This is a genomic window from Phenylobacterium sp. SCN 70-31, assembly GCF_001724605.1.
Classification (GTDB): Bacteria; Pseudomonadota; Alphaproteobacteria; order Caulobacterales; family Caulobacteraceae; genus Phenylobacterium.
On the sequence record NZ_MEEX01000007.1, the window covers coordinates 34,785 to 60,559 of the forward strand.

Annotated in this window: 18 protein-coding genes; 17 read left to right on the forward strand and 1 reads right to left on the reverse strand. The window is 65.9% G+C overall.

The features are described from left to right. Positions 1–9 precede the first annotated feature (9 nt). From ABS78_RS06875 to ABS78_RS06955, 17 genes are all read left to right on the forward strand, one after another. Positions 10–801, forward strand: coding sequence for an enoyl-CoA hydratase/isomerase family protein (locus ABS78_RS06875; RefSeq protein WP_293376384.1), 792 nt, complete (start codon positions 10–12; stop codon positions 799–801). Positions 802–963: 162 nt separating this feature from the next. Continuing rightward, entirely contained in the window at positions 964–1,629 is a 666-nt protein-coding gene (locus tag ABS78_RS06880; RefSeq protein ID WP_293376386.1) for a flavin reductase family protein, read from the forward strand. 315 nt (positions 1,630–1,944) lie between these two features. Continuing rightward, on the forward strand, positions 1,945–4,068 hold the full coding sequence (locus tag ABS78_RS06885) for a TonB-dependent receptor (protein WP_293376388.1): 2,124 nt from the start codon (positions 1,945–1,947) through the stop codon (positions 4,066–4,068). Between the two features lie 71 nt (positions 4,069–4,139). Beyond that, positions 4,140–5,642 (forward strand): fatty acid--CoA ligase family protein, encoded by a 1,503-nt coding sequence (locus ABS78_RS06890; RefSeq protein WP_293376390.1) that lies wholly within the window; start codon positions 4,140–4,142, stop codon positions 5,640–5,642. 14 nt (positions 5,643–5,656) lie between these two features. Then, on the forward strand, positions 5,657–6,439 hold the full coding sequence (locus tag ABS78_RS06895) for an enoyl-CoA hydratase/isomerase family protein (RefSeq protein WP_293376392.1): 783 nt from the start codon (positions 5,657–5,659) through the stop codon (positions 6,437–6,439). 428 nt (positions 6,440–6,867) lie between these two features. Further along, positions 6,868–7,347: an integrase arm-type DNA-binding domain-containing protein gene (locus tag ABS78_RS06900; RefSeq protein WP_293376394.1), complete on the forward strand. Its 480-nt coding sequence runs from the start codon at positions 6,868–6,870 to the stop codon at positions 7,345–7,347. A gap of 14 nt (positions 7,348–7,361) precedes the next feature. Then, positions 7,362–8,726 (forward strand): putative 2-aminoethylphosphonate ABC transporter substrate-binding protein, encoded by a 1,365-nt coding sequence (locus ABS78_RS06905; protein WP_293376396.1) that lies wholly within the window; start codon positions 7,362–7,364, stop codon positions 8,724–8,726. Next, complete coding sequence (locus ABS78_RS06910) at positions 8,723–9,790, forward strand: ABC transporter ATP-binding protein (RefSeq protein ID WP_293376398.1); 1,068 nt, start codon at positions 8,723–8,725, stop codon at positions 9,788–9,790. Before ABS78_RS06905 ends, ABS78_RS06910 begins: the two co-directional genes overlap by 4 nt. After that, positions 9,780–11,510: an ABC transporter permease subunit gene (locus ABS78_RS06915; RefSeq protein WP_293376400.1), complete on the forward strand. Its 1,731-nt coding sequence runs from the start codon at positions 9,780–9,782 to the stop codon at positions 11,508–11,510. Before ABS78_RS06910 ends, ABS78_RS06915 begins: the two co-directional genes overlap by 11 nt. Beyond that, positions 11,507–12,883 carry an ethanolamine ammonia-lyase subunit EutB gene (locus ABS78_RS06920; protein ID WP_293376402.1) on the forward strand — a complete coding sequence of 459 codons (1,377 nt, stop codon included), beginning with the start codon at positions 11,507–11,509 and terminating at the stop codon, positions 12,881–12,883. Before ABS78_RS06915 ends, ABS78_RS06920 begins: the two co-directional genes overlap by 4 nt. Further along, a complete protein-coding gene (eutC, locus tag ABS78_RS06925; protein WP_293376404.1) occupies positions 12,880–13,734 on the forward strand; it encodes an ethanolamine ammonia-lyase subunit EutC in 855 nt (284 codons plus the stop codon). Before ABS78_RS06920 ends, eutC begins: the two co-directional genes overlap by 4 nt. 72 nt (positions 13,735–13,806) lie before the next feature. Continuing rightward, positions 13,807–14,682 carry a histidinol-phosphatase gene (hisN, locus tag ABS78_RS06930; RefSeq protein WP_293376406.1) on the forward strand — a complete coding sequence of 292 codons (876 nt, stop codon included), beginning with the start codon at positions 13,807–13,809 and terminating at the stop codon, positions 14,680–14,682. Between the two features lie 134 nt (positions 14,683–14,816). Then, positions 14,817–15,404 (forward strand): RNA polymerase sigma factor, encoded by a 588-nt coding sequence (locus ABS78_RS06935; RefSeq protein ID WP_293376408.1) that lies wholly within the window; start codon positions 14,817–14,819, stop codon positions 15,402–15,404. After that, positions 15,397–16,422 (forward strand): FecR domain-containing protein, encoded by a 1,026-nt coding sequence (locus ABS78_RS06940; protein ID WP_293376410.1) that lies wholly within the window; start codon positions 15,397–15,399, stop codon positions 16,420–16,422. The genes ABS78_RS06935 and ABS78_RS06940 overlap by 8 nt, the downstream gene beginning before the upstream one ends. Positions 16,423–16,650: 228 nt before the next feature. Next, complete coding sequence (locus tag ABS78_RS06945) at positions 16,651–19,266, forward strand: TonB-dependent receptor (protein ID WP_293376412.1); 2,616 nt, start codon at positions 16,651–16,653, stop codon at positions 19,264–19,266. Positions 19,267–19,397: 131 nt separating this feature from the next. Beyond that, a complete protein-coding gene (locus ABS78_RS06950) occupies positions 19,398–20,618 on the forward strand; it encodes a serine hydrolase (RefSeq protein WP_293376414.1) in 1,221 nt (406 codons plus the stop codon). Between the two features lie 51 nt (positions 20,619–20,669). Further along, positions 20,670–22,790 (forward strand): phosphocholine-specific phospholipase C, encoded by a 2,121-nt coding sequence (locus ABS78_RS06955; protein ID WP_293376416.1) that lies wholly within the window; start codon positions 20,670–20,672, stop codon positions 22,788–22,790. 419 nt (positions 22,791–23,209) lie between these two features. Here the strand turns inward: ABS78_RS06955 and mprF are convergent, their stop codons facing one another. Continuing rightward, positions 23,210–25,726: a bifunctional lysylphosphatidylglycerol flippase/synthetase MprF gene (mprF, locus tag ABS78_RS06960; protein ID WP_293376418.1), complete on the reverse strand. Its 2,517-nt coding sequence runs from the start codon at positions 25,724–25,726 to the stop codon at positions 23,210–23,212. Positions 25,727–25,775 lie beyond the last annotated feature (49 nt).

A 25,775-nucleotide genomic window follows, 5' to 3' on the forward strand; every position in this document is an offset into this window, starting at 1 on the left:
GACAGAGTGATGTACGAGGACCTGCGCGTGGAACGTCGCGGCACGGTGGGCTGGGTGCTCATCGACCGCAAGGATGGGCGCAACAGCCTCAGGCCCCAGACGCTGCGAGAGCTTTGCGGGGCGATCGACGAGCTGACCCTCGCCCCCGAGGTCCGCGCCATCGTGCTGGCCGCCGAAGGCAAGCACTTCAGCGCCGGGGCCGACTTCAGCTTCCTCGAGGAGCTGACGCGCACGCCCAGCATGACCATCAAGGAGCAGATCTACGGCCTCTTCCAAGGCGCGGCACGACGCCTGTTCCACTGCCCGAAGCCGGTGGTGGCGGCGGTGCACGGCGCGGCCGTCACGGTGGCTTGTGAGTTGTCGCTCGCCTGCGACTTCCGGATCGTCGCGCCCTCGGCAAGCTTCCAGGAAAGCTGGATCAAGCTCGGGATCCTGCCGCCGCTGGGGGGCCTCTATCTGCTGCCGCGCCTCGTCGGACTGGGCCGGGCGTCGGAGATGGCGCTGGGCGGACGTCCCGTGGGCGGGGAGGAGGCCGTGCGCATCGGCCTTGCGTCGGAACTGGTCGATACCGAGGAGACGCTCCACGAGCGGGCGCAGGTCTTCGCGCAGTCGCTGGCCGACCTGCCGCCGCTGGCCTACCGGGCCGCCAAGGAAGCGATGCACCGCGGGCTGGATTCCAGCATGGAGAGTGAGTGGTCGGCCAATGTGCTGGGCCAGGCGCTGTTGCTCGGGACCCAAGACTTCCGGGAGGGGCTTGCGGCCGCGAAGGAACGCCGTGCGGGCCTGTTCACGGGGATCTGATGGCGTTGGCGCCCAATGCCGATCGAGGCCAGGATTTAGTCGTGGCCGGACATAATCCTGGCGACGGCGGGCTTGATGCCGCGCCGCGCCGACGTCCACTTAAGGACGCGCATCTGGCCGACACCGCGCGGTGACTGAGCCACTGACCCAAGGAGACTCCCGGTGGGCGAGGACATCTACTTCTACGATCCAGCGCAAGGCCATGGCCTCAAGCACAACCCGCTGACCGCTATCGTCGCGCCGCGACCGATCGGATGGATATCCACTGCGGACGACGACGGAACGCCCAACCTGGCGCCCTACAGCTTCTTCAACGTCCTAAGCGTCACTCCGCCGATCCTGGCGTTCGCCAACGCCAAGCTCAGCGACAGCCTTATCAACGTCCAAAAGAACGGCGAATTCGTCTTCAACCTCAGCACCGAGTCTATGGCGGCGGAGATGAACGACAGCTCCGTGGAGGAGCCCTACGGCGTGGACGAGATGGCGCGCGTTGGCTTGACGGCGGCTCCGTCCCGGATGGTGAAGCCGCCGCGGGTCGGCGGCGTGCCGGCCGCTATGGAATGCAAGCTGCTGCAGATCATTCACCTCCACGATCTCGATGGCAAAGCGACAAGCACGCACGTCGTCATTGGCCAGGTCGTGGGGGTCCATATCGACCGCGCATTCCTGAATGACGGCGTCTTCGATACTGTGGCGGCCCGTCCCCTTGCCCGATGCGGCTATCGTTCCCACTACGCCGTCGTGCGCGAGTTGCTGCATCTGCCACGTCCGGGGCAGCGAGCCTACCGTTCCGGAATGGCTGCTAGCGAGACGCCACCAGCAGGGTGAGCGGTCTACGGCGCCGAAGCATCCACAACGTGCGGGAGACCTCCGACAACCGCCAGACGAGACGACGCCGCCAGTTATCGTCGCTGAATATAAGCCACTTAAAACGAATATGAATCAGCATGCGGCCCCAAGAGCTTTTGGGTTGCCATTTATTGATTAGCCAGCCAACATCGTGAAAGTCGTGATGCTCGGTTAGACCCTGATCTGGGTCGGTATCAGGATGGGCTCGTCGGTGGACGGAAGTGGCCGCGACAGTCGCGATTGAACGGGTTCCGGGGCCCGGACACTCAAGAAAACAGAATTGGGGAGGTTTAGATGCGCCATTTGTCTCAGGGGCTTCTGGTGGTGACGGCGGCGCTTGGCGCGCCGGCCTTGGGCTACGCCCAGCCGGCGGCTGTGGCGTCCAGTGAACTCCAGGAAGTGATTGTCACGGCGCAAAAGCGTGTGCAGCGCCTTCAGGACGTGCCGATCCCCGTAAGCGTCCTCGGGCAGCAGCAAATGGAAGAGCAGGGCGTGGAGGGCACAGCCGACCTCACCCGGGTTGTTCCTGGCCTGCTGTTTGTTCAGAATACTGCATACGCCCAGCCGTCGATCCGTGGCATCGGTAGCCGCTCCACCGCATCCGGAGACTCTGCGAGCGTCGCCCTCTACCTTGACGGGGTGCCCCTCGTGGGCCCGCAAGCGGGCATTTTCAACTTCGGATACCTGGAACGCATTGAGGTCTTGAAGGGACCCCAGGGCACGCTCTTTGGCAGAAACGCCACGGGAGGGGCCATCAATATCATCACAAGAACGCCGGCGCCTGAGCTGTTCGCTGAAGCAGAGCTCGGCTACGGAAGCTTTGAAATGGTGACGGCAAAAGCTTACGTCACCGGGCCGCTGACGAGTACAGTGCGCGCCGACTTCCAGGCCTTTTACGAGGCCGATAGCGGATATATGAAAAATATCGTCACCGGAAGTAACCTCGACTCCGCTGATGACTACGGGTTCCGGACAAAGCTCCTGTGGGAGGCCTCGGAAAAGCTTAGCTTTACAGCCACCGCCGACTATGTCTGGGACTCGAACCACACCGCCTACGCCTATGTAGCCGTGAACGGCAACATTGCGCAGCGGCGCCTCACCCCCGGAGTGCTATTTGGTCGTGAGGGTGACTACGAAATCGCTCCCAGCTTCGATCCCTCTGTAAAAACGCTGCAGAAGGGGGGCTCGCTCATTGCCGATCTGGACCTCGGGTTCGCGACCCTGAAGTCGATCTCCGGGTTCCGCCATATGCGCTCTCAGAGCGTCATCGACTCGGACGTAACACCAATTCCCAGGCAGACGACCCTCGTCCGAGCCAGGGGGCAGACCTGGAGCCAGGAGTTCATCGCCGCCTCGACCTCGGAGGGTCCGCTCCAATGGGTCACCGGACTGTTCCTCTTCAAGGACAAGAATGAGCGTCTGCCGCAGACCTCTTATGCAAACGGAGTGGCCACGTCGGTCCTCAACGCGGCCGTTACAACCGAAGCTTACGCGCCGTATGGCGAGCTTACCTTCAAGGCGAATGATCGCCTGACTTTAATCGGCGGCCTGAGGTACAGCTACGAGAAGAAGCACTTGGTGAATGCGAGTTTTGGAGCGCTGAGGAGGAATGTGTCGGAAAGTTGGGATGATATCGACTACCGTCTAACCGCGCAGTATTTCTTCAACCCGGACCTGAATGTGTATCTCACGCGGAGCACCGGATTTAAGAGCGGTTCCTACAACGCCACCTCGTTCACGGATCCAGCAGTTTTCCCCGAAACGGTGGATGCCTGGACGGCCGGTGCGAAATTCGCGCGGCGGGGACTAACGCTCAGCATGGACGCCTTCCACTATGACTGGAAGGACATTCAAATCCAGCGGACGACCGACCCCACCACGGGGGCGAACTTTCTCCAGAATGCTGCCAGGGCGAAGATCAAAGGTGTTGAGTTCGAGGGGCACGCCGCTCTGACGGACCACCTGGACGCGAACGTTGGCTTGACCCTCATGAAGGGCACCTACACCGATTTCCCGGATGCCAGCGTCCTCATTCCAATCCCCGGCGGCGGTAACAGAAACGCAACGATGGATGCTTCGGGGAACCCGGTTTACAGAACGCCGGAACAAACCCTCAACGCTGGCCTCAGCTACACGAACAACGTTTTTGGTGGCGTAATAAAAGCTACGGGGTCGGTTTACTACAATAGTGGATTCTCGTGGGAGCCATCCAACAGGATGCGGCAGCCTGCTTTTACACTGATCAACGGGCGCGTGTCGTGGTCCCCGGAGAGCGAGCGATTCACTGTAACTGTCTGGGGGGAGAACCTGACAGACGAATATTACTATAACAACGTCAACGTATCGACGGGTGGTGATACCGGGAACGTCGCGCCGCCTCGCCGCGTCGGAATAACGTTCTCGATGAAGACCAATTGACCCAGGCTCGCGGCGTCCAACCGGGCGCCGCGAGCTCCGGCTCGGCCGCCCGGCGGCGACGCTTGGTGCAGATGAACCAGACCGTGTCATCGATCAGGGGCCGGACGGCTCGAGTGCTGGGATTGTCTCCGGACTCTGGAGCGGTCGAGTACGAAAGCGAATGGACAAGCTGGGCTGCGCTCGCGTCAGCGGCGACGTCCATCGAGGCGCATCTGAGCCAGGCGGGCGTCGGGCCGCACTCCCCGGTCGGATGGGTCGCGCGCAACCGGCCCGCGGCGGTCGCGGTTTTCGTCGCGCTCCTGCTGGCAGGTCGTCCGATCGCCCCCTTGCGGCCGAACCAATCCCCGAGCGGATTCTGCGACGAGATCCGCATCCAGAGGCTCCAGGCCGTGATCGGCGACGATCAGGATTGGGGGATCGATGGTGTCGTCGGCGCTGCTCGGGAAGCAGGTAGCGCAGGTATCCGCATCAGCGGCGCGGCGAGCTTCACCGTTGATCTAGTCGACGGCCTGACGGCGATCGGTCCGGGTCCTCATAGGCCGGACGCGCCGGGCATGGTAATCGAGAGACTGTCGAGCGGCACCACCGGCCCGCCCAAACGAATTCCGGTTAGCGCAGACGTGTTGCTCCCCGCCCTCCGATCCGCCGAGGCTGCGGCGTCCGGAATGGAGCGACCGCTGACCCTGAAGGGGTCGCCGGGCATCATCCTGTCCCCGTTCACCCATGCCGGAGGTATTTTCCGGCTGCTACTGTCGATATACCAAGCCCGGCCGATGGTCCTGTTCGACCGTTTCACCGTCGACGCCTGGGCCGACGCAGTGCGGCGCCACAAGCCGAAGTCGGCGAACCTGGTCCCCGCGATGATCCGGATGATCCTGGCTTCCGACCTGCCGCGAGGGGCGCTGGCGAGCCTGAAGGCCGTGCACAGCAGCACCGCGCCCCTGGACGTGCAGACCCAGGTGGAGTTCGAGGCGCGGTTCGGGGTGCCGGTTCTGATCGACTATGGCGCCGCCGAGTTCATCGGCGGTGTCGCCGGCTGGTCCTTGAGCGACCACACGCGCTTTGCCCATCTGAAGCGCGGGAGCGTCGGCCGGCCGCGGCCAGACGTGCAGATGCGGGTGGTCGACGCTCAGAACGGAAACTCGATGGATGTCGGCCAAACCGGCCAGCTGGAGCTCAAGTGCCCGCGGTTTGCACGCGAGTTGGTCCGCACGACGGATCTAGCGTCGCTGGACGCCGACGGGTTCCTCTATATCCATGGACGGGTGGACGACGCGATAAACCGCGGCGGGTTCAAGGTTCTTCCCGATGATGTCGTCGCGGTCCTGCGCCAGTTTCCCGGCGTGGGCGACGCCGCGGTCGTGGGCGTGCCGGACGAACGGCTTGGCCAAGTCCCTCTCGCTGTCATCGAGGCGCAAGGCGAGAGACCCGACGTCGAGGCTCTCAAGGCGTTCGCCCGCGAGCGCCTGGCCGCCTACCAGGTGCCTGTGGAGTTCCGCTTCGTCAACGCCTTGCCGCGGACGACCACCATGAAGGTGAGCCGTCCAGAGCTGAAGGCGATGCTCGGCCTGTGAAGGAGATCACGCCCGTGCCGTACGAAACGATCCTCGTGGAAGTGGCCGACGGTGTGGCCACCGTCACCCTGAACCGGCCGCGACAGATGAACAGCTTCAATCGCGTCATGGCGCAGGAGTTTCGACAGCTGTGGGAGAGCGTCCGGGAGGATCCGGAGATTCGGGCGATCGTCCTGCGCAGCGCGGGCGGGCGCGCCTTCTCGACGGGTGTCGATGTGAAGGAAGGCTGGCGTGCGCCGGGTGCGCGCGAGATGCCGTTCGAGATGGACGATCCCGGCGAGTGGCTAGGGCCGAAGAGCAACAAGGTGTGGAAGCCGATGATCGTCGCCGTCTCGGGAATGGCGGCCGGCGGCGCCTTCTACTGGCTGAACGAGGCCGACATAATCATCTGCTCGGAGGACGCCACGTTCTTCGACCCCCATGTGACCTTCGGCATGGTCTCCGCAGTGGAGCCGGTCGGGGCCATGGCGCGCATCCCCCTCTCGGAAATCCAGCGCATGGTGCTGCTGGGCAATCACGAACGCATCAGCGCTCAGACGGCGCTGCGCATCAGCCTGGTCACCGAGATTACCTCATCCGACGACCTCTGGGCGCGGGCCGCCGAGCTGGCCGGCCTGATCGCGGACAAGCATCCGGTGGCGATCCAGGGAACCGTCCGGGCGATCTGGGAGTCCCAGGGCGTGCCGCGAACAATCGCGGTCGCCAACGCCCTGAAGTACACCCAGATTGGCAATCCGATCTCGACCGCCGCCATCGATCGCTCGAGTATGACCACTCCAGACTGGTCTCTGCGATGAGGCTGTCGCTAGCACAGGGCGGGGCCGTGGGCCGTGCGGCGTAGGTGCTCGGGAATGCAGGTGCGAAAATGCGGCGGCCTTCGCCACGCCCGCCGCCTGAGGCGCTCTATCGACCGCCGATGCGCGCGTCACACGGGACAGCCGTGACTTCTCAGGACCTGGCGCAGTCTCGGCTGCGCTCCTCGGATGAATCCTGCAGGTCCGCCGCCCGCTAAGCGTTGGTATTTCTGTTGGTATCGTCCAGATAGGGGGAGTTGTTCTCTAGCGAAGTTCGAGTCCTGCCGGGCCCACCAGCAGCGCTTTTTCAGGGGCGTTCACAAGGGTTCCGAGTGTTCGCATAAACCATTAGAAACACTTAGAAAAATATCACGAAATCGTGTGGTTCCGGTTCGCCGGGCGGGGATCATTTCCAGAAACCGACAGGATCGATGCTGTGGCGCTTTGCCTATCGCTTCGACGAGCGGCAGAAGGTTCTGGCACTGGGCGCATATCCCGATGTGTCGCTCCGTCAGGCTCGCAGAGCGGCGGATGATGCACGCGATCTTCTCGAAGACGGCCGCGACCCTTGCGCCGAACGCAAGAGCGCCAAGGCCAAGATGCTGGCGGCCGACAGCAAGTTTCGTGTCGTTGCCGATGAGTGGTTCGCGGCCCGCAAAATCAAGTGGGTCGAAACCTACTCAGATCGCCTGAGGTCTCGCCTGGACAACGACCTGATGCCGGACTTGGGGGGCAGGTTGCTCGCTGCGATCGCGCCGGTCGACATCCTCGCTTGCATTCGCAAGGTTGAAGGACGCGGCGCCCCCGAAATGGCCCGGCGCTTCTTTCAGTTGGCAGCAGCATGTTCCGATACGGGGGCGCAACCGGTCGATGCCCGCGCAATCCGGCTGCCGGTATCACCGGGGCGTTAGAGGCCCCAAAGCCGGTGAAGCATCGACCGTCGCTCAAGCCGGGTGAGCTTCCGGAGTTCATGCGGCGTCTTGCGGCCTATGACGGCAACGAACGCATGCGGCTCGGTCTTGAGTTGGTCGCCGACGTCATCGACGCGCTGGGCGCGATCGGGATTGGCGAGGCTCATCGGCGTCATGGCCCGAGACCGGACCTCCCGGCCAAGACCGGGTCCGGCGCAAAGGCCTCCCCCCGCTCGTCGATCGCGCCGCCGGCGAGACAGATTTGTGAAGGGTGGGTAGAGGCCCGGCGGGTTCCATCGGTCTCAGCCTTGTGCGGATGTTGCTTAGCAAGGGGATCGAGCTTGCATTCACCGGTATCGCGCCTTGCAGCCGGCCTGGGCCGGTTGCTCGGCCTGACCCTACTGCTGGCTGTCGCCGGTTGTTCGACGGAGCGGCCTCTCGTGGTCTACACCGCCGCCGAGGCGGATCAGCTCACCAAGTATGAGCGCGCGTTCAAGCGGGCGCACCCAGAGATCGACTTGGTGTGGGTGCGAGACTCGACTGGCGTCCTTACCGCGAAGCTCCTGGCCGAACGCAAGGCGCCCCGCGCCGACGCCATCTTCGCGCTCGCGGCCACATCCATGGCCCAGGTCGATTCCGCGGGCGGGCTGGCGCCCTACAGTCCAAAGAACATAGGCCGGATCGATCCCATGTTCCGGGATTCGCGGGCCATACCCCATTGGACGGGCACGGCGGTTCTGACGGCGGCGATTTGCGTCAACACGATCGAGGCGAAGAGGCGTGGCCTGCCGATCCCGAACACATGGGAAGACCTCGCCAACCCGATCTACAAGGACGCCATTTCGATGCCGAACCCCGCATCATCGGGCGTTGGGCTGCTGACGGTGGCGGGTTGGCTGCAGGGCCTTGGCGAGGCGGAGGCCTGGGCTTTCATGGACCGGCTGGACCGCAACGTGGTCAGCTATGCCCATTCCGGCTCGAAGCCATGCAAAGACGCGGCCCGCGGGGAGGTTCCGATCGGGATCTCCTTCGACTTCCGCGCCGTGAAGACTCAATCCGAGGGCGCTCCGATCGTGATCGTGGTGCCGACGAGGATGGTGGGCTGGGACATGGAGGCATCGGGCGTCGTCGCAGGGGCCCGGCATCCCGAAGCGGCTCGCGCCTTCGTCGACTGGGCGATGTCGGACGAGGCGATGAGCCTCTACGCTGAAAGCTTCGCGATCGTCGGTGTCGCCAATGCCTCCAAGCCTGCGCCGTCCCTGCCACCGGACCTGGCCAACCGCCTTGCCCCGATGGACGTGGCCTGGACAGCGAACAACCGCATGCGGGTGCTCTCGGAATGGGTCCGCCGCTACGAGGGACGGGCGGCACGCCAATGAATCCGCCGCCTACGACCCTCTCTATCCGGGGACTCTCAAAGCGCTTCGGCTCGTCGGTCGCGCTCGATGACGTGGACCTGGATATTCCCGGCGGCGCCTTCGCTTGCCTGATCGGGCCATCAGGATGCGGCAAGACCACCTGCCTGCGCCTCTTGGCGGGACTCGAAGCACCGTCCAGCGGCGTCATTCTGAATGGCGGGCGCGATGTTACGCACCTACCGCCTGCGCACCGCAGCGTGGGGATGATCTTCCAGTCCTATGCCCTATTTCCGAACATGACCGTCTCCGACAACGTGCTGTTCGGCATGAAACGTCGCGAGGCTGGACGCTTGCGGCGGGCCGGCGAGTTGTTGGACCTGGTAGGTCTCGCGCATCTGGCGGGGCGCTATCCGACACAGCTCTCCGGCGGACAGCAGCAGCGAGTCGCGATCGCCCGCGCCCTGGGCGCGGAACCCCGTGTCCTGCTTCTGGACGAACCACTCTCGGCGCTGGATCCGCAGGTCCGTGAGCACCTGCGCGGCGAGTTACGCGCGCTGCAGCGACGAATGGGGATCACCACGGTCATGGTCACCCACGACCAGACGGAAGCCCTCGCGATCGCCGATCAGATCACAGTGCTGCGCGACGGGCGGGTCGAGCAGACAGGGGCGCCCATCGAACTTTACGACCGGCCGTCGAGCGCTTTCGTAGGCGGGTTCCTGGGCGCGATGAACCACTGGCCGGGGCGGGTTGTCGCGGACGGCTGTATCGGGTTCGCAGGGGGAGGGGTCCTGGCCGCGTCGACGCAAGGCTGGACCGTTGGTGACAGGGTCAGCGTCGGCGTCAGGCCCGAGGGACTTCGAATCGCAACTGGCGCGTCCCGTTCCGGCCTGCCGGGGCGGGTGGTCTCGCGCGAATTCCTGGGGCCCGTCATGCGGTTGAAGATCATGTTGGAAGGCGCGGCCGGGCATGCGTTGGCGGACGTCGCAACGCACACCTGCATTCCGCCCGAAGGCGACATGATCGTGCTGCAGGCCCAGCCCGCGGAGGTGAAGCTGTTTCCGGATGTCATCCGTGACGCTTAGATCTGGATTGCGGGCGCCCAGCCCGATCGCCGCCGCCGTCCCGGCCGGCATCGCGTGCGCTGTCGCGGCGCTGGTCCTGCTGGCGCCCCTCGCGACCCTCGCGCTACGCTCGCTGAGCGGGCCTGATGGCGCGCTGACCCTCGCGAACTACGGTCGCTACCTGGCGACACCCACGCTGCGCGAGTCCGTGATGAACACAGGCCTCCTTGGCGGGGCCACTACGCTGATCGTGCTGCCGCTGGCCTTCCTGTTCGCGTTCGGGATCGAGCGGACGAACATGCGGTTCAAGGGCGTCATGAGCGCCCTGTGCCTGTTCCCCGTGCTCACGCCATCGCTGTTGCCCGCCATGGGGCTGGTCTATCTGTTCGGCCATCAGGGCCTGCTCACGCCCCTGCTCGGCGGCAACGTGATCTACGGTGCGCATGGTGTCCTGATCTCCGAGATCGTCGCAGCGTTCCCCCACGCGGTGATCATGCTGCGCGCCGCCCTTTCGATGGCGGACGCTCGCCTCTACGAGCAGGCGGAGATTCTGGGCGCCGGACCCTGGCGCCGGTTCCGTGCTGTCACGCTGCCCTCGGTTCGCTACGGGTTGGTCGGCGCCGGCATCGTGGTGTTCACGCGGGCCATAACCGACATCGGCGCGCCGGCCGTCCTGGGCGGTGACTTCGGCGTCCTGGCCCTGGACATCTATAAGCAGGTACTGGGCCAACAGAACTTCGAGATGGGCTCGGTCGTGGCCATGCTGCTCCTCGCGCCCAGCCTCGTCCTCGTCGGTGTGGAGCGGCTGGCCTCGAGCCGCCAGGCGGCGATGGTCTCTGGAAAGTCGACGGCCCGCCATCCGCCCCGACACGTCTTGCGCGACGTTGCATTCACCACCTACGGCGCCGCCGTGACCCTCGCCTTGGCCAGTCTGCTTCTGACCTGCCAGATGGCCGCGCTCGCGCGCATGTGGCCCTATGATCTGTCGTTCAGTTTCGCAAGCTACGACCTGGAGCGGTACGACGGTGGCTGGCGCGCGCTGCGGAATTCGATAGGACTGGCCACCGCCGTGGCCGTGTCCGGCGCCCTTGCCGCCTTCACGGGAGCCTACGTCGCGCAACGCACCCGCCCCGCCCCGGCGCTGCGCGGCCTGTTTGTGCTGCTGGCGCTGCTGCCGGCCGCCACGCCCGGCCTCGCGTTGGGTCTCGCCTACGCCCTGTTCTTCGGCGATCCGGCCAATCCCTTCCACCTGATTTACGGCACCTTCGCGATCTTGCTGGTCGCCACGGTGATCCACTTCTACTCCGTGGCTCACCTGACGTCGGTCTCGGCGCTGAACGCGCTGGATGTCGAGTTCGAGCCGGCTGCGGCGGTGCTGGGGCGCGGGGCGCTGCATACCGTCGTGCGCGTCATCGCCCCGTTGAGTGCGGTTCCGCTCCTGGAAATCGCCCTCTATCTGTTCGTCAATGCCATGACGACGGTCTCGGCCGCCGTGTTCCTCTACCCGACGGACTTCAAGCTCGCCTCTGTGTCGATCCTCAACATGGATGACGCTGGCGACATGGCGCCCGCCGCCGCGATGGGCATGATGATCCTCTACGTAAACCTTGGAGTGCGCCTCCTGGCCCAGGGGGCGGGCTCGCGGCTACGACACGCCGGAAACGTCCTGGCGGCGCCAACCGCGCGGGCTCTGGCCGGGCCCGCCAGCGACCCTGTTCAGGCATCAGGCGCCGCAACATGAGTTACCGGCACGCCGTCTCCGGCGTCACCTATGCCTTCGATGGTCTGGCGGATGTCATGGCCAAAGCCTCGCCCCTGCGGTCGGGCGATGTGCTGGCGGGCGTGGCCGCTTCGAGCGCCCAGCAGCATGTCGCGGCGAAGATGGTGCTGGCTGATACGCCGCTGAAGGCCTTCCTCGCCGAACCCTTGGTTCCCTACGAGACGGACGACGTCACGCGGCTGATCCTGGACGGGCACGACATGGCGGCGTTCGCGCCGGTCTCGGCATTGACCGTCGGGGAGTTTCGGGACTGGCTTCTCTCGCCGATCGCGACATCGGAGACCCTGGCCGACGTCGCCGCGGGCCTGACGCCCGAGATGGCGGCGGCCGTCAGCAAGATAATGCGCAACCAGGACCTGATCCTCGCGGCGTCCAAGATCCGCGTGACGACGCGGTTCCGCAACACGATTGGCCTGCCGGGCACGATGGCGGTGCGGTTGCAGCCCAATCACCCGACCGATGACCCCGTGGGGATCGCCGCCTCGATCGTGGACGGCCTGCTCTATGGTTGCGGTGATGCGGTCATCGGCCTCAACCCGGCGAGTGACAACCTGACGCTTCTCGGGGATCTCGTGCGCCGCATGGACGACCTGATCCAGGGCTTCGACATCCCGACCCAGTCGTGCGTACTCACCCACCTTACCACGACCATCCAACTCATCGAACGCGGCGCTCCGGTGGACCTCGTATTCCAGTCCATCGCTGGGACGCAGGCGGCCAACGCCAGCTTCGGGGTGACGCTGTCGCTGCTCCGTGAGGGTCTGGACGCCGGCCGCTCGCTAGGTCGCGGCGTGCTCGGCGACAACCTGATGTACTTCGAGACCGGACAGGGCTCCGCGTTGTCGGCGGGCGCTCACCACGGCGTCGATCAGCAGACCCTCGAAGCGCGGGCCTATGGCGTCGCTCGCGCCTTTGCGCCTCTGCTCGTGAACACGGTCGTGGGCTTCATTGGGCCGGAGTATCTGTACGACGGGAAGCAGATAATCCGTGCCGGCCTCGAGGACCATTTCTGCGGCAAGCTCCTTGGCGCGCCGCTCGGGGTCGACGTCTGTTACACCAATCACGCCGAGGCGGACCAGGACGACATGGACACGCTCCTGACCCTGCTGGCTGCGGCAGGAGTGACGTTCGTCATGGGTGTTCCTGGCGCAGACGATGTCATGCTCAACTATCAGTCGACCTCCTTCCATGACGCGCTCTATGTCCGTGAACTGCTCGGGCTGAAGCGGTCACCGGAGTTCGAGGCCTGGCTTCAGGCGATGGCGATCACCGGCCGTGACGGGCGCCTCGCCGAGCTGCAGGCGGGCCACCCACTGCTGGCGTTGGCCGGATGAGCCCGCCGACCCGGCCAGATCCGTGGCGCGGCCTGCGCAGCCTCACGCCGGCGCGAATCGCGCTGGGGCGGGTCGGGGCGAGCCTACCGACTGCGGAGGCCCTGGATTTCGCTCTCGCCCATGCCCGGGCGCGCGATGCGGTGCACGCGCCTTACGACGCGGCGCGGCTGGCCGACGACATCAGGATGATGGGCCTCTCTCCGATCGAGGTGGAAAGCGCGGCCGGAGATCGCGCCACCTACCTGCGTCGGCCGGACCTCGGGCGGCGCCTCTCCGCCGATAGCATCAGCCGTCTTTCCGCCCGAGCCGCTCATGACGTGGCGGTCGTAGTAGCCGACGGGTTGTCGTGCACCGCGGTCCACGCCCACGGCCCGCCCATGGTCGCCGCGATCCAAGCCGGCCTTGCCGCTGCAGGCCTGAGCCTGGCTCCCGTCGTGCTCGCGCATCAGGCGCGGGTCGCGCTCGGCGATGAGGTCGGGGAGCGCCTGGGCGTGCGCCTGGTGCTGGTGCTCATCGGCGAGCGCCCCGGCTTGTCCTCGCCTGACAGTCTTGGCGCTTACATCACGTTCGGCCCAAAGGTGGGTCGTTTCGACGGCGAACGGAACTGTGTCTCCAATATCCGGTCCGAGGGACTGAGCCATGAGGCTGCCGCCTTCAAGATCTTGTGGATCGTGCGTGAAGCCCTGCGGCTCGGGCTGACGGGGGTCGCCCTGAAGGATGAGAGCGACCTGGAGGCCTTGGCGGCGCCGGCCTACGAACGCCCCGTCCGGGGACCAGCGCCCGCGAACAGGGCTGACCCGGCAGAAAATATCCGCGGCACTGGAGGATCGGAGCCGCTGGCCGGTCCTTAGCTCAGTGAGCGCCGCGCCGGCGTGACAGGAGTCGCCTATGCCCACCTTCCTCCTGAACGGCTAGGGTCCGGCATGTTCCCATCCTCCGGTCTCGGCCCGCTGGAAGAGTTCGAAAGCTTCCTCGTCGAGCTCAACGCATTGTCCGCCGCGGCGATCCTGCCGCTGTTCCGCACTGAGAACGGCCTGTACGATAAGGGGTCCATGAGATTTGACCCGGTGACCGAGGCGGATCGGGGGGGCGAGCGGGTTATCCGCGAGGCGATCGCTCGGCGCTTTCCTGGCCACGGTGTCATAGGGGAGGAGTTCGGTGAGGACCGGCCAGACGCCGAGTTCGTGTGGGTGTTGGATCCGATCGACGGCACCCGGGCCTTCATTGCCGGCTTGCCGGTATGGACCACCCTGATCGGTCTGCGATGGCAGGGCGCGCCGCTGTTCGGTTCGATTGGGCAGCCCAACCTGGGTGAGGTGTTCCTGGGCTCGGCGACGGGCGCAAAGCTGGTGCGCGGCGGCGAAACTCAACAGCTTCGCGTGCGGCGCTGCGCCGACCTGAGCGCGGCGACCGTCGCCACGACCGACACCGGGGTGTTCGCCCCGCAGGAGCGCGCCGCCTGGGCTCGACTGCGCGCCGCCGCCCGGCTGGTGCGCATGGGATGTGACGCCTACGCCTATGCGATGGTCGCCGCGGGAACGATCGATCTCGTCGTCGAGGCCAGCCTGAAGTGTTGGGACATCGAGCCCGCCATGCCGATCCTGATGGGCGCCGGCGGCATCGTCACGGATTGGGGTGGGCGCCCCGTGGGAGCCTCGGGGGGGCAGGTGGCGATCGCGGGTGACCCGCGATGCCTGGCAGAGGCGTTGACGCTGTTGGAGCCCGCGGCGTCGTCAGGAGGAGGCGCGGCAGTCCCGTCGCATCTGCGCCATAGCGGGCAGGGGGCTGTCGGCGCATGATCTTCCGGTCGCGCGGGCGCTCGGCGCCTTCTCCACGGAGGGACGTCGCCGGACCGGTGACTGCGGGGCGGGCTGAGGCTATAGCGGGCGCTCATGTTTGACGGCGGAAGATGTCGCCTCTCCTGAAAGCATTCATGGCCCATGAGCGCGGCATAAAGCGATATCTTCGCAAGTTCTCGCTCGGGGCTGGCGCCGAGGAAGACCTGGCGCAGGAGACGTTCCTGCGTGCGTTTGCCGCCGAGGGCGAGAATGAGATCACGTCGCACAAGGCGTTTTTCTACCGGATCGCGAGAAATCTAGCCCTCAACGAGCGCGCCAAGCACGCGTCGCAACTCACGGACCGGATCGAGGACATGGGCGGGGAAGGGGGATTCGCGGAGGAACACGGGGTGACGGCGGAGGCGGGGCTCTATGGGCGTCAAAAGATGACGGCGTTCGCCGAGGCCGTCTCCAGCCTGCCCCCTCAGTGTCGGCGCGTGTTTCTGCTGCGCAAGGTGCGCGGCCTATCCCAGAAGGAGGTCGCCGCGGAGTTGGGCATTTCCGCCAGCACTGTGGAGAAGCATGTCGCCCTCGGCCTCGTCAAGTGTGCGGAATACATGCGTCAGCGGGGCCATCTGGTGGGGCGAGATGACGGCGTGGGGGCCCCCGCGCACGGGGCGGACGCCCCGCTGCAGAAACTCGCGGGACGAACCTCCCGCCGCGGGGGCGCGCGCGATGCCTGAACGCCACAATGTCCTTCCGTTCGTCGATCTCGCCGAGATCGAGGCCCAGGCTGCGGCTTGGCTCGCGCGGCTCGACTGCGACGACGCCAGCGAGGCCGATGCAGCAGCCTACGCCGCTTGGCGGGCGCAAAGCGCCAGCCATCGAGAAGCCGCCGACCGGCTCGCTGGACTCTGGGCGGAGATGGACGTTCTTGGCCAGATCGCCAGTATGGCGGGCGCCACGCCGCAGCGCGCTCGCAGGTCCTTGGGAGGTCGATGGCCCAGCGCGGTTCATCCGGCGCTTGCCGCTGCCGCCGGGCTCCTGCTGGCCGTGATTGTCGCGGGTTCTTGGTATGTCGCGCCACGGTCTTACTCGACCGGGGTCGGTCAGCAGCGGGTAATCAACCTGAGCGACGGATCGACGATCCAACTCAACACCGATAGCCGCGCCGAAGTCCGCTACACTTTCGATGCTCGCACCATCCGCCTCATTCGGGGGGAGGCTTTCTTTGACGTCGCGCCGAGCAAGCGCCGCCCCTTCCTCGTCTACGCTGGCCGGGGTGTGGTTCGGGCGGTCGGTACGGCCTTCGCGGTGCGGCTTCACGGCCCGGCTGTCGAAGTGACCGTGACCAAGGGTGTCGTGGAGCTCACATCCGCTTCGCCCGGCCGGCCCGGAGCCGGTCCGCCGCCGTCGCGAGCCATGCTGTCGGCGACTGCGACCGAGGCCAAGGCCGGGACGCTCGCGGGCTCACAGGTCACGGAAACTCAGCTCGCCTCGGAAGCGGCGGGCGAACGGTTGGCGTGGCGCGGCGGAATGCTGGCCTTCACCGGCCAGGCCCTGCCTGAAGTCGTCGCCGAGATGAGCCGTTACACCGATGTGAGCATCGACGCGTCCGACCCGGGGCTGCGGGACGTGCGTGTCGCGGCATACTTCAAGATCGGTGAGATCGAACCGATGCTGGAGGCGTTCAGGGCCGGGCTGGGCGTGCGCGTGGAGCGGATCGACGCCAAGCGCGTGCGCCTGCACGCGGCCTCCTAGCGTAGAGCGTCGCCCGCTTTGTCTGCGCCCGACAAGATCGGTCGCCGGCCCTGCCGGGAAGGCCATCCTCATGTCGGTTGCTTGGGCTCGAGACGCGCAAAAAAAAATCCTATTCTAAATGGAGGATCGATTTCGCTCACCGGTCATCTACCAGTAGTGGGTGGGCGATCTCAATATGAGAGCTGTCTTACTGAAGATAGAAGGGGAAATCGGAGGCGAGCATTTGTCTTGGCATTGGGCGTATTTCTATATGTGGTGATCGTGCCTTCTATCGCCTGTGCAAAAGATATTGAGTGCGATCTCGATACTGTCGGAGGTCGACTGGGCGGGGCGCTCATCGAACTGGCCACGCAATGCAAGACGCCGTTTCTCTATCCAATTGAGCTGGCGGATACAGGCGGCGTGCGTCCCTTGCGGGGGCGCTACACCGTGCCTGAAGCGCTTTCGCTCATGCTTCAGGGCACGTCCCTCACTGGCGAACTGACGAGTAGCGGGGTCATCACGATCACGCGCTCGAAGTCCATTCAGGAGGGCAAGGTGGATTCGGGACGGAAAGCATCGCTGTTGAGCGGCGCCTCGGCGCTTCTGGTGGCTTGGTTCGGCGCGAGCGGCGCCTACGCAGACGAAGCTGAGCCCACCTCTGTCGACGAGGTCATCGTGACCGCGACCCGCAGCAACGTGTCGTTGTCCAAGGTGCCTCTCAGCGTGGCGGCCTACACACAGGAACGGATCGACCGGCAGGGCGTGAAGTCGGTTGCGGACATCGCGCGCCTCACGCCGGGACTCGTCTTCACGCAGGGCTCCACCGTCTCGACGCACGGCCGCTCGCGGATATCCATTCGCGGCATCAGCTCCACAACGGGAGCCGCGACGACGGGCGTCTATCTCGATGAGTCGCCCATCCAGGTCCGCAACGCGGGCTTCACGAGCACCAACGTCTACCCCGAGACCTTCGACCTCGAACGGATCGAGGTCCTGCGAGGGCCCCAGGGGACGCTGTTCGGCGCGGGCTCACAGGGCGGTACGGTTCGCTTCATCACGCCACAGCCCAGTCTGACGCGCTTTCAGGTCTACGCGCGGAGCGAAGCTTCGGTCATTCAGGGCGGCGATCCAGGCGCCGAGTTGGGCGTGGCGGTCGGCGGGCCGATCGTGACCGATCAACTTGGTTTCCGCGCGAGCGTGTTCTACCGGCACACGGGCGGCTACATGGATCGTGTCGATCCGTTCACCGGCAATATCGTCGATCGGAACTCGAACCGCGACAGCGCGCTGGTCGTTCGCGTGGGTGTGATCTGGGCGCCAACTGAAAATCTCAAGATCACATCGTCGGTCTATGCTCAGGATCTCGAGGCGAACAACGGCGCGCCCTTCTGGGTCTCGCTGTCCGAGCCGAGCGAGCAGAAGTTCAAGAGCGCCAACCTGCTCAGCTCGCCCAGTCGTGACCGGTTGATACTTCCGGCAGTCAATATCGAATACGACCTCGGCGGCGCAACCCTGATCTCGAACACGTCCTTCTTCCAGCGGGACGTGGACAATTTTCCCGACTACTCGCAGTGGCAGCACAACATCTCGATCGGAAATCCTTACGTGAAGAGTCCGCAGGACTATTCGCGCGGGATCTACGAGAGCAAGCAGACGTCCTACGCCCAGGAGTTCCGGATCCAGTCCGCTGAAGGCGAAGGCCGGCTGAAGTGGGTGGCGGGCGTGTTCTGGGGCTGGTCGCGGCAGAGCGACTGGGAGCAGGTCTCGTCGCCGAACTTCGCGAACTACTACCTGGCCGAGACCGGCGTCAGTTACCTCAGACGCTATGGTATCCCGCTAGCGAAATACGACTCCACCTACACTGATCTGATGACGACCCACGACAAGCAGATCGCGGCGTTCGGACAGCTCGACTTCAAGGTCACGCCGCAACTCACGGCGACTCTGGGCGCGCGAGCGTCCAAGGTGAAGTACGACTTCTCCAACATCAACGCCGGGCCGCTCGGCGGTACGGGCCTGAGCAGCGGCCGGCAATCCGAGACGCCGATCGCCCCGAAAGTCGGCCTCTCCTACCAGATCAACGAAGGGAACATGGCCTACTTCAGCGCCGCCAAGGGCTTCCGGCCCGGCGGCGCGCAGAAGCCAGCGCCGACAGCCTGTCTGCCGAGCCTCCAGGAGCTTGGCCTTACCGAGGCGCCATCGACGTTTGATGCCGATACGGTCTGGAGCTACGAGGTGGGTAGCAAGAACCGACTCTTCGCGAACCGACTGCAGGTGGAAGCCAGCGCGTTTCGGGTCGACTGGACGAACCGGCAGAGCGTCATCCCCCTGGCGTCCTGCGGCCAGACCTTCACGGCGAACATCGGCAAGGTGCGAAGCGAAGGCTTCGATCTGAGCTTCCAAGTCCAGGCGACCTCGAACCTCTCGCTGAGCGGCGCGGTCGGATATGTGAACGCGCGGTATGTGGAGGACATCGTCTCCGGCGGCCGCTTCATCGCCAAGAAAGGGACGCCGATCGGTGACCGCCGTTGGTCGGCGAGCGTCTCGGGCGAATATACGTTCAGCGTGCTCGACCACGACGCCTATGTGCGTGCGGACTACCAGTATCAGAGCCACCAGCCCGAGCGCGATCCGACCATCTACGGCTACGATGGTACGCTGCCTGACCTGAAGTCCACCGATATCGCGAACCTCCGGACCGGGGTGAAGGTCAAGGGCGCTGAGGTCGCTGTGTTCATCCGCAACGTGCTGAACGCCCACGACTATCTGAGCTACGGCCACGATAGCGCTAGGTCGCCCGTGTTCTACGCGAAGACCTACACGCCCAGGACGTTCGGGATCTCCGCCCTCTACTCCTATTGACCGGCACGGCGTTCGGCTCTCTCCGGCGCCGTCCCACGGCATCCGCCCCGGCGGCGCGCCTTCAGCGGCCGCCGGGGCGACACTTGTCCGTCGCAGCGGCGGGCTCGTTCCAGACCAGCAAGGACAGAAGCATGCAGGATGTTCCCAATCCCCGGCGGCGCACGACGCTCAAGGCCATGGCCGCCAGCGCCGCGGCGCTGGCGATGGCTCCCCGCCCGTCGCTTGCCGGAGCCGTGACGGCGGCGGACATCGACGCCTCCAGGCTCCTCTTCCTGCGAGGCGAGGAACAGGTCTTCACGTTCCGCAACATGGACAAGGTGTTCGCCACGCGGCCCATCCGCGCCGGGACGTCGGTCTACGGGATGCCCCGCGCATCGAGCGAACTCGACGTGTCGTATCGGTATCTGGACGATACCTGGAACACCTCCCGTTTCATGGAATCTAACCGCGTCGCGGGCCTGATCGTGGTCCAAAAGGGGCGCATCCTCTTGGAGCGGTATGGGCTCGGGAACGACGAGACCTCGAAGTGGACGTCGTTCTCGGTCGCCAAATCGATCACCTCCACGCTGGTCGGAGCCGCGCTTCACGACGGCCACATCAAGAGTGTGAATGAGGAGATCTCGCGTTACCTGCCGTCTCTGAAGTCGTCGCCCCTTGCGAAGGTGACGATCCGCGACCTCCTGCGGATGTCGTCGGGCATGAAGTGGAATGAGAACTACCTCGACCCCACGTCCGACATCAACAAACACATCGCCACGTTCGCGGCCCGCAACCGGCCCGGCGAGCTGCTGCGTCACATGGCGTCGCTGCCTCAGGTCGATCCGCCTGGCTCGGTCTTCCAGTACAAGACCGGTGACTCGCACCTCATCGCCGAGGTTCTCGCCGCCGCCATAGGTGGTCCCCTTTCGCCCTACTTCTCCGACCGTATCTGGGCGCCTTTTGGCATGGAGAAGGACGGCTATTGGCTCCTCACGGCGACAGACGGCCTCGAATGGGGGGGCGCCAACATCAGCGCAACGCTCCGAGACTACGCGCGCTTCGGCCAGTTCTTCCTGGGTGGCGGTGTCGCCAAGGGGCGCCAGGTCTTGCCGGACAACTGGCTTTCCGAAGCGACGAATCGGTCGGCGCCGCGTGTCACTGACGGCCGCAACCCGTTCTATGGCTACCAGTGGTGGGGCGGACCGGGCGACAAGGCGTTTCACGCCCGTGGCGTGTTCGGCCAGCAGATCTTCATCGACCCCGAGAAGAGTCTGGTCGTGGCGATCCACAGCGCCTGGAACGCGCCGAGCGACCCGGACAGGAAGGCGGCCGCGATCGCCTATCTTGAAGCGGTTCAGGACATGCTCGCCTAGCTGTGCAAACCTTCCCGGCGCAGGGTCGCCGGGGCTTGAAAGAGACGTCCCATGAACGCACCCGATCGTCGCCACGTGCTCCTCGCGGGACTGGCCGCCGGCGTCGCTCAGCATCCGTCGATCGCGCGCGCGCTGTCGATCGAGGCGCGCGTGCGAACCGGGACGATCCGCGACGTCGAGCACGTCGTGATCTTCATGCAGGAGAACCGCGCCTTCGATCACTACTTCGGGACTCTCGCCGGGGTTCGCGGCTTCGGGGACCGCTTCCCGATACCCGCGCCAGACATCGCCGGGCGTTCCCCAGCCAACATCTGGGTGCAGGCCTCTAGCGCGGAGGGCGACGAACCGCGTCTGGTGTCGCCCTTTGCTTTGAACACGACCCGATCCTTCGAGCACATGCGTGTGGAAGGAACACCGCACCTCTGGCCCGACGCCCAAGGCGCCTGGAACGAAGGCCGTATGGACCGCTGGCCGGTGTTCAAGACTGAGAGGTCAATGGGCTACTACGAGCGCCAGGATATCCCCTTCCAGTTTGCGCTCGCCGAAGCCTTCACCCTTTGCGACGCCTATCACTGCTCGCTCCAGATGGGGACGAACCCGAACCGGCTGCTCCTCTGGACGGGGACGAATGACCCGCTGGGCCGCGAGGGCGGACCGGTGCTCGCCAACACCAATGACCGCTTCGCAGAAGATGGCGGCGGCGCGCGGCCCTACACGTGGAAGACCTACGTCGAGCGGCTACACGAGGCCGGCGTTACCTGGCGCATCTACCAGGACATGGCCGACAACTTCACCGACAACCCGCTCGTCGGCTTCAAGGTGTTCCGCGACGCGCATGCGGGGATGGCGGGTTCCGACCGACGCCTGCTTGAGGCGGGGCTGAGCACCTACAAGCTGGATCGGCTTCGAGAGGATGTGTTGGGGGGGCGGTTGCCGCAGGTCAGCTATATCATCGCCCCTGCTGCGGCCTCCGAGCATCCGCTGCCCTCGAGCCCAGCTCAGGGCGCCGATTTCACCGCCAAGGTGCTGGAAGCCCTGACCGCCGATCCGGAGGTGTGGAGCAAGACGGTCCTGTTCCTGATGTTCGACGAGAACGACGGGTTCTTCGATCACGTCCCGCCGCCTAGCCCGCCGTCGCGCGATACTGCGGGCCGCGAGATCGGAAGCTCGACCGTCGATACCCTTGGTGAACACCATCTTGTCTCGAGCCCCTCTGACGGAAAGGCCGACCGGCCAGAGTTGATGGGACGCCCGTACGGCCTGGGACCTAGAGTTCCGATGTATGTGATCTCGCCATGGTCGCGGGGCGGATGGGTGAACTCGCAGGTCTTCGACCACACCTCGGTCATCCGGTTCCTTGAGGCGCGCTTCGGCGTCCATGAGCCCAACATCTCGGCATGGCGACGCGCGGTCTGCGGAGACCTGACCTCGACGCTCGATTTTCGAACGCCGAACGTCGCGGCCTTCCCGACGCTGCCCGACACGACCTACCTGGCGGCCCGAGCGGCGGCGCTGCCGAAGAGGGCCACACCGCCGACGCCGGCCACGCTGGGGGCGCCGGTTCAAGCCCGCGGCGTGCGCCCTTCGAGGTCCCTGCCTTATGCTCCCGAAGTCAGCATGGTCTCGAACCCGACGCAGGCGACACTGCATATGAAGAACCTCGGCGCTGCGGCCGTCGTTCTTCATGTCTACGACCGCCTGCACCTGAATCAGATCCCTCGGCGTTACACCATCGGGGGTGGCGCGAGCCTGGAAGATTCGTGGGATTTGTCGGCTGATGCGGGAGCGTATGACCTTTGGATCCTAGGCCCCAACGGCTTCCACCGGCATTTCGTGGGACGCGGCGCTGACGCGCTTTCCGTCGAGGCGGAGGGTGACCCGTCGATGGCAAGAATTGTGCTCATGGTCCGAAACCTGGGCGACGGCCCGACGCGCCTTGATGTGACGCCGAGCGCCTACGGACCCGCGCTGCCGCCCTGGCGGCCGACCATTGCGCCGGGTGAGTCGGTGCGGCGGGCCTGGCGCCTGGAGAGAACTGGGGGGTGGTACGATTTCGCCGTCGTGGTGGCCGGACAAGCCGGTTGGGCGCGCCGTCTTGCGGGGCGGATCGAGACAGGCCGTGACACCATCAGCGATCCGGCCCTAGGCGGCCCGGCACTTTTGTGGCGATAAAGCCGAGGCCCTCCGAGGGGCGGACTACGTCCCACTCTCGAGTTCTACCCAGGTCCCTGGCATGTGGGCAAAGTGGATTTCGAAGTGGAATGACTGCTGGCGCGTCGGTCAACCCACGTCACCATCAGAAGAAATGTTCGGCCCAGGTCTATGAACGAGGCCATATCATAAACATTCATCGATGCGACCCCATACGTGCGAGCCTACGACCGCTTCTGACGTCCCTCAAAGGCTCACCTCAAAGGCTCCCCTAAAGCTTCTCCTGGGGACCGCGCCCGAGGCGCGCCCCGGTCGACCGCGGCGCGACGCGTCAGGACGATCCCAAGGTCGCGGTCGTCCGACGCCGCCCCACCTGCGCCCCGGCAAGGACGAAATTCATCTTTTTCGTCAATCCTGCCGGACGCGCGCCGGCTTGGCGGCTATGCGGACGAAGCTCGAGCCCGGCGCCGCCCGATCAGCCGGGTCGCATCCAGCAGAGCTGCGGCGACGCTGGCCGGCGGCGCGGCGATGTAGCGTGGCGTCCAGACCGGATCGAACTTGGCCTTGAAGGCGCGCAGACCCTCGAAGCCGTAGTAGCGCCCGCCGCGCCGGGCGATCTCGGCTCCGATCTTGTGCCAGAGCGGCGCCAGCTGGTGATGCGCCAGCCCACTGAGCGGCGCCATGCCCAGGTTGAACCAGGCGTAGCCTTCCGCCCTGGCCCACAGCATCAGCTCGATGAACAGGAAATCCATCACCCCGTGCGGGGCGTCGGGCGGATGGCGCATGAGATCTATGGAGGCCTCCACCTTGCCCCCGGTCCAGATGTTCGCGAACGCGATCACCCGATCTTCGAACCGGACCAGCGCCAGCGGTTCTTCCGCCAAGGTCGCAGCGTCGAATCGCCCCAGCGAGAAACCCTTCTCCGCGCCCCCATGCGTCGCCAGCCAGGCGTCCGAGATCGCCCGCAATTCGGCGATGCGATCGGCGCTGTGAGGTGGATACGCCACCTCGAACGTCAGGCCCTCGCGAACCGCGCGGCGATGGGCCTGGCGCAGCTTCGCCCGGGCCGCCCCCTCGAGGCTGAAATCCGCCAGCGGCGTCCGCGCCTCTTCGCCGAGCTTCACAAGCGACAGGCCGAGGTCCAGGTAGGCGATCATCCAGCGGGGGCTCGCGTGATAGAAGACCGGCCGCGCCGCGGCGCGGTCCGCCATCTCCTTGAAGCGCCAGAGCAGCTGGCCCGCTGCTTCCGGATTTCCGACCGGATCGCCCATGGCGATGAAGCTTCGGCCCTCCGCGCCATACTGGATGAAGGCCGCCCCGTCGTCCGAGCGCAGAATCGCCTTGTCTCCCGTCAGCGCCAGTCGCGCCGTAGTGTCCGGCTCGGCCTCCACCAGCGGGCGGATGGCGGCGAGCACGTCCGGACCCGCGGGCGCCGCATGGGGCGCGGCCGAGCGCGCCAGGGTCGCGACGCCGATCACCAGCAGCAGGCCACCAAGGAGAGCCGTTCCCCGCAGGAAGCGACCTATGTTGGCGTGATAACCCGTATGCGCCCAGAACGCCGCCTCATACGGCGTGTTGTCATAGATCCACAGGCCGAGCGCGACAGCGCCCACCACCACGAGGGAGACGGCGGCGAGCCACCAGGGCAGCAGGCGGTCGAGATCCCACGCGCCACGGCGCACGAACGCTCGTCGTGACGCCAAGGTGAGCACCCCGAACAACAGGGCGAAGATGGCCGGCCCGACATCGAGTCCGCGGAACAGGGCTGTCGACGCGCCCAGGAAGGCCGCCGACGCGGCGATCGGCGCCGCGTTCGCATGACGCCGGAACAGCAGCAGGAAGGACCCCATCAACGCCAGGCCAGACGCGATCGACAGCAGGTGGCAGGTTTCGAGGACCGCGGACGGGACGCTGGCCTGAAGCACGTGAAGCCGCGCCGGATCGATACGCCCTACGCCGGTCAGGATCAGGATCGCGCCGAGGACGAAGGCGGCGGAAGCCAGGACAAGCGGGGCCGCGCCGCGCCACCAGATGGCGAAGGTCCGCCGCAAGGGGGTGACGGCGATGATCACCATCGCCCCGATCAGCAATGGCAGCAGGTAGTAGATCAGCCGATAGCCCAGCAGCGCTGCGATCAGAGGCGCTCGCGCTAGTTCCGGCATCAGAGCCAGGACGGCCCCCTCGAAAACCCCCGCGCCGCCGGGAACGCTGGAGATGAGCCCCGCAACGGTCGCGACGGCATAGGCGCCTGCGAACATCGGAAACCCGACATCCGTCAGCAGGATCCAAACGACAAACGCCGTGGCGATGTTGTCGACAAAGCCAAGGGCGACCTGACCCGCCGCCATGAGCGGCGGTGGCAGCGTGAGCTCGTGAGCGCCGAGCCGGATCGCGCCACGCAGGAACCCGCAGGCCACGACGTAGGCGAGGGGCGATGCGATCAGCAGGCCTCCGAGGATCTGCGCGCCGGCGGGGTGAAGATGGGGAAGCCCCGGAAGGATGGGGTGCGCCACAAGGGCGAGTCCGGCGAACAGCGCCATCCCGAAGGCGAAGGAAAGGCTGCAGAAGACGCTGGTCTGGGCCGCCGCCGCGACCGAGCTGTGGTCCTTGTAGAGGCGCGCACGAACGATCCCGCCGACCACCACGGCGAATCCAATGACGTGACCCAGGGCGTTGGCGCAGAAGGAGCCGACCAGCACGCGCCCGAACGGGACCCTGGCGCCCGACCAGCGCAGGCCCAGCCATTCCGTGGCGGCGAGCAGTCCGAAACTGACTGCGGTCGCCCCCAACGCTGCGGCCAGGCGCAGCGGCCCCCAGCCGATGGCCTCAGCCGCCACTTCCCGGGGACGCACCGCGGCCAGTTCGCGCCAGAGAATCCAGACTGCAGCGATCAGGAGCGCGGCGGGCAGCAGACGCGCGGCCCACCGCGCATAGGGTTCAAGGGCGCGTAGGCTCATCGCGGACGGCGCTCCGTCTCATGGGCGCAGCGGGACGGCTACGCCACGG

Excerpts from the sequence above, each read along its gene's own strand:
- ABS78_RS06875 (WP_293376384.1), top strand. The coding sequence starts at position 10 with ATGTACGAGGACCTGCGCGTGGAACGTCGCGGCACGGTGGGCTGGGTG.
- ABS78_RS06885 (WP_293376388.1), top strand. The coding sequence starts at position 1,945 with ATGCGCCATTTGTCTCAGGGGCTTCTGGTGGTGACGGCGGCGCTTGGC.
- ABS78_RS06890 (WP_293376390.1), top strand. The coding sequence starts at position 4,140 with ATGAACCAGACCGTGTCATCGATCAGGGGCCGGACGGCTCGAGTGCTG.
- ABS78_RS06900 (WP_293376394.1), top strand. The coding sequence starts at position 6,868 with ATGCTGTGGCGCTTTGCCTATCGCTTCGACGAGCGGCAGAAGGTTCTG.
- ABS78_RS06910 (WP_293376398.1), top strand. The coding sequence starts at position 8,723 with ATGAATCCGCCGCCTACGACCCTCTCTATCCGGGGACTCTCAAAGCGC.
- ABS78_RS06920 (WP_293376402.1), top strand. The coding sequence starts at position 11,507 with ATGAGTTACCGGCACGCCGTCTCCGGCGTCACCTATGCCTTCGATGGT.
- eutC (WP_293376404.1), top strand. The coding sequence starts at position 12,880 with ATGAGCCCGCCGACCCGGCCAGATCCGTGGCGCGGCCTGCGCAGCCTC.
- hisN (WP_293376406.1), top strand. The coding sequence starts at position 13,807 with ATGTTCCCATCCTCCGGTCTCGGCCCGCTGGAAGAGTTCGAAAGCTTC.
- ABS78_RS06935 (WP_293376408.1), top strand. The coding sequence starts at position 14,817 with ATGGCCCATGAGCGCGGCATAAAGCGATATCTTCGCAAGTTCTCGCTC.
- ABS78_RS06940 (WP_293376410.1), top strand. The coding sequence starts at position 15,397 with ATGCCTGAACGCCACAATGTCCTTCCGTTCGTCGATCTCGCCGAGATC.
- ABS78_RS06950 (WP_293376414.1), top strand. The coding sequence starts at position 19,398 with ATGCAGGATGTTCCCAATCCCCGGCGGCGCACGACGCTCAAGGCCATG.
- ABS78_RS06955 (WP_293376416.1), top strand. The coding sequence starts at position 20,670 with ATGAACGCACCCGATCGTCGCCACGTGCTCCTCGCGGGACTGGCCGCC.
- mprF (WP_293376418.1), bottom strand. The coding sequence starts at position 25,726 with ATGAGCCTACGCGCCCTTGAACCCTATGCGCGGTGGGCCGCGCGTCTG.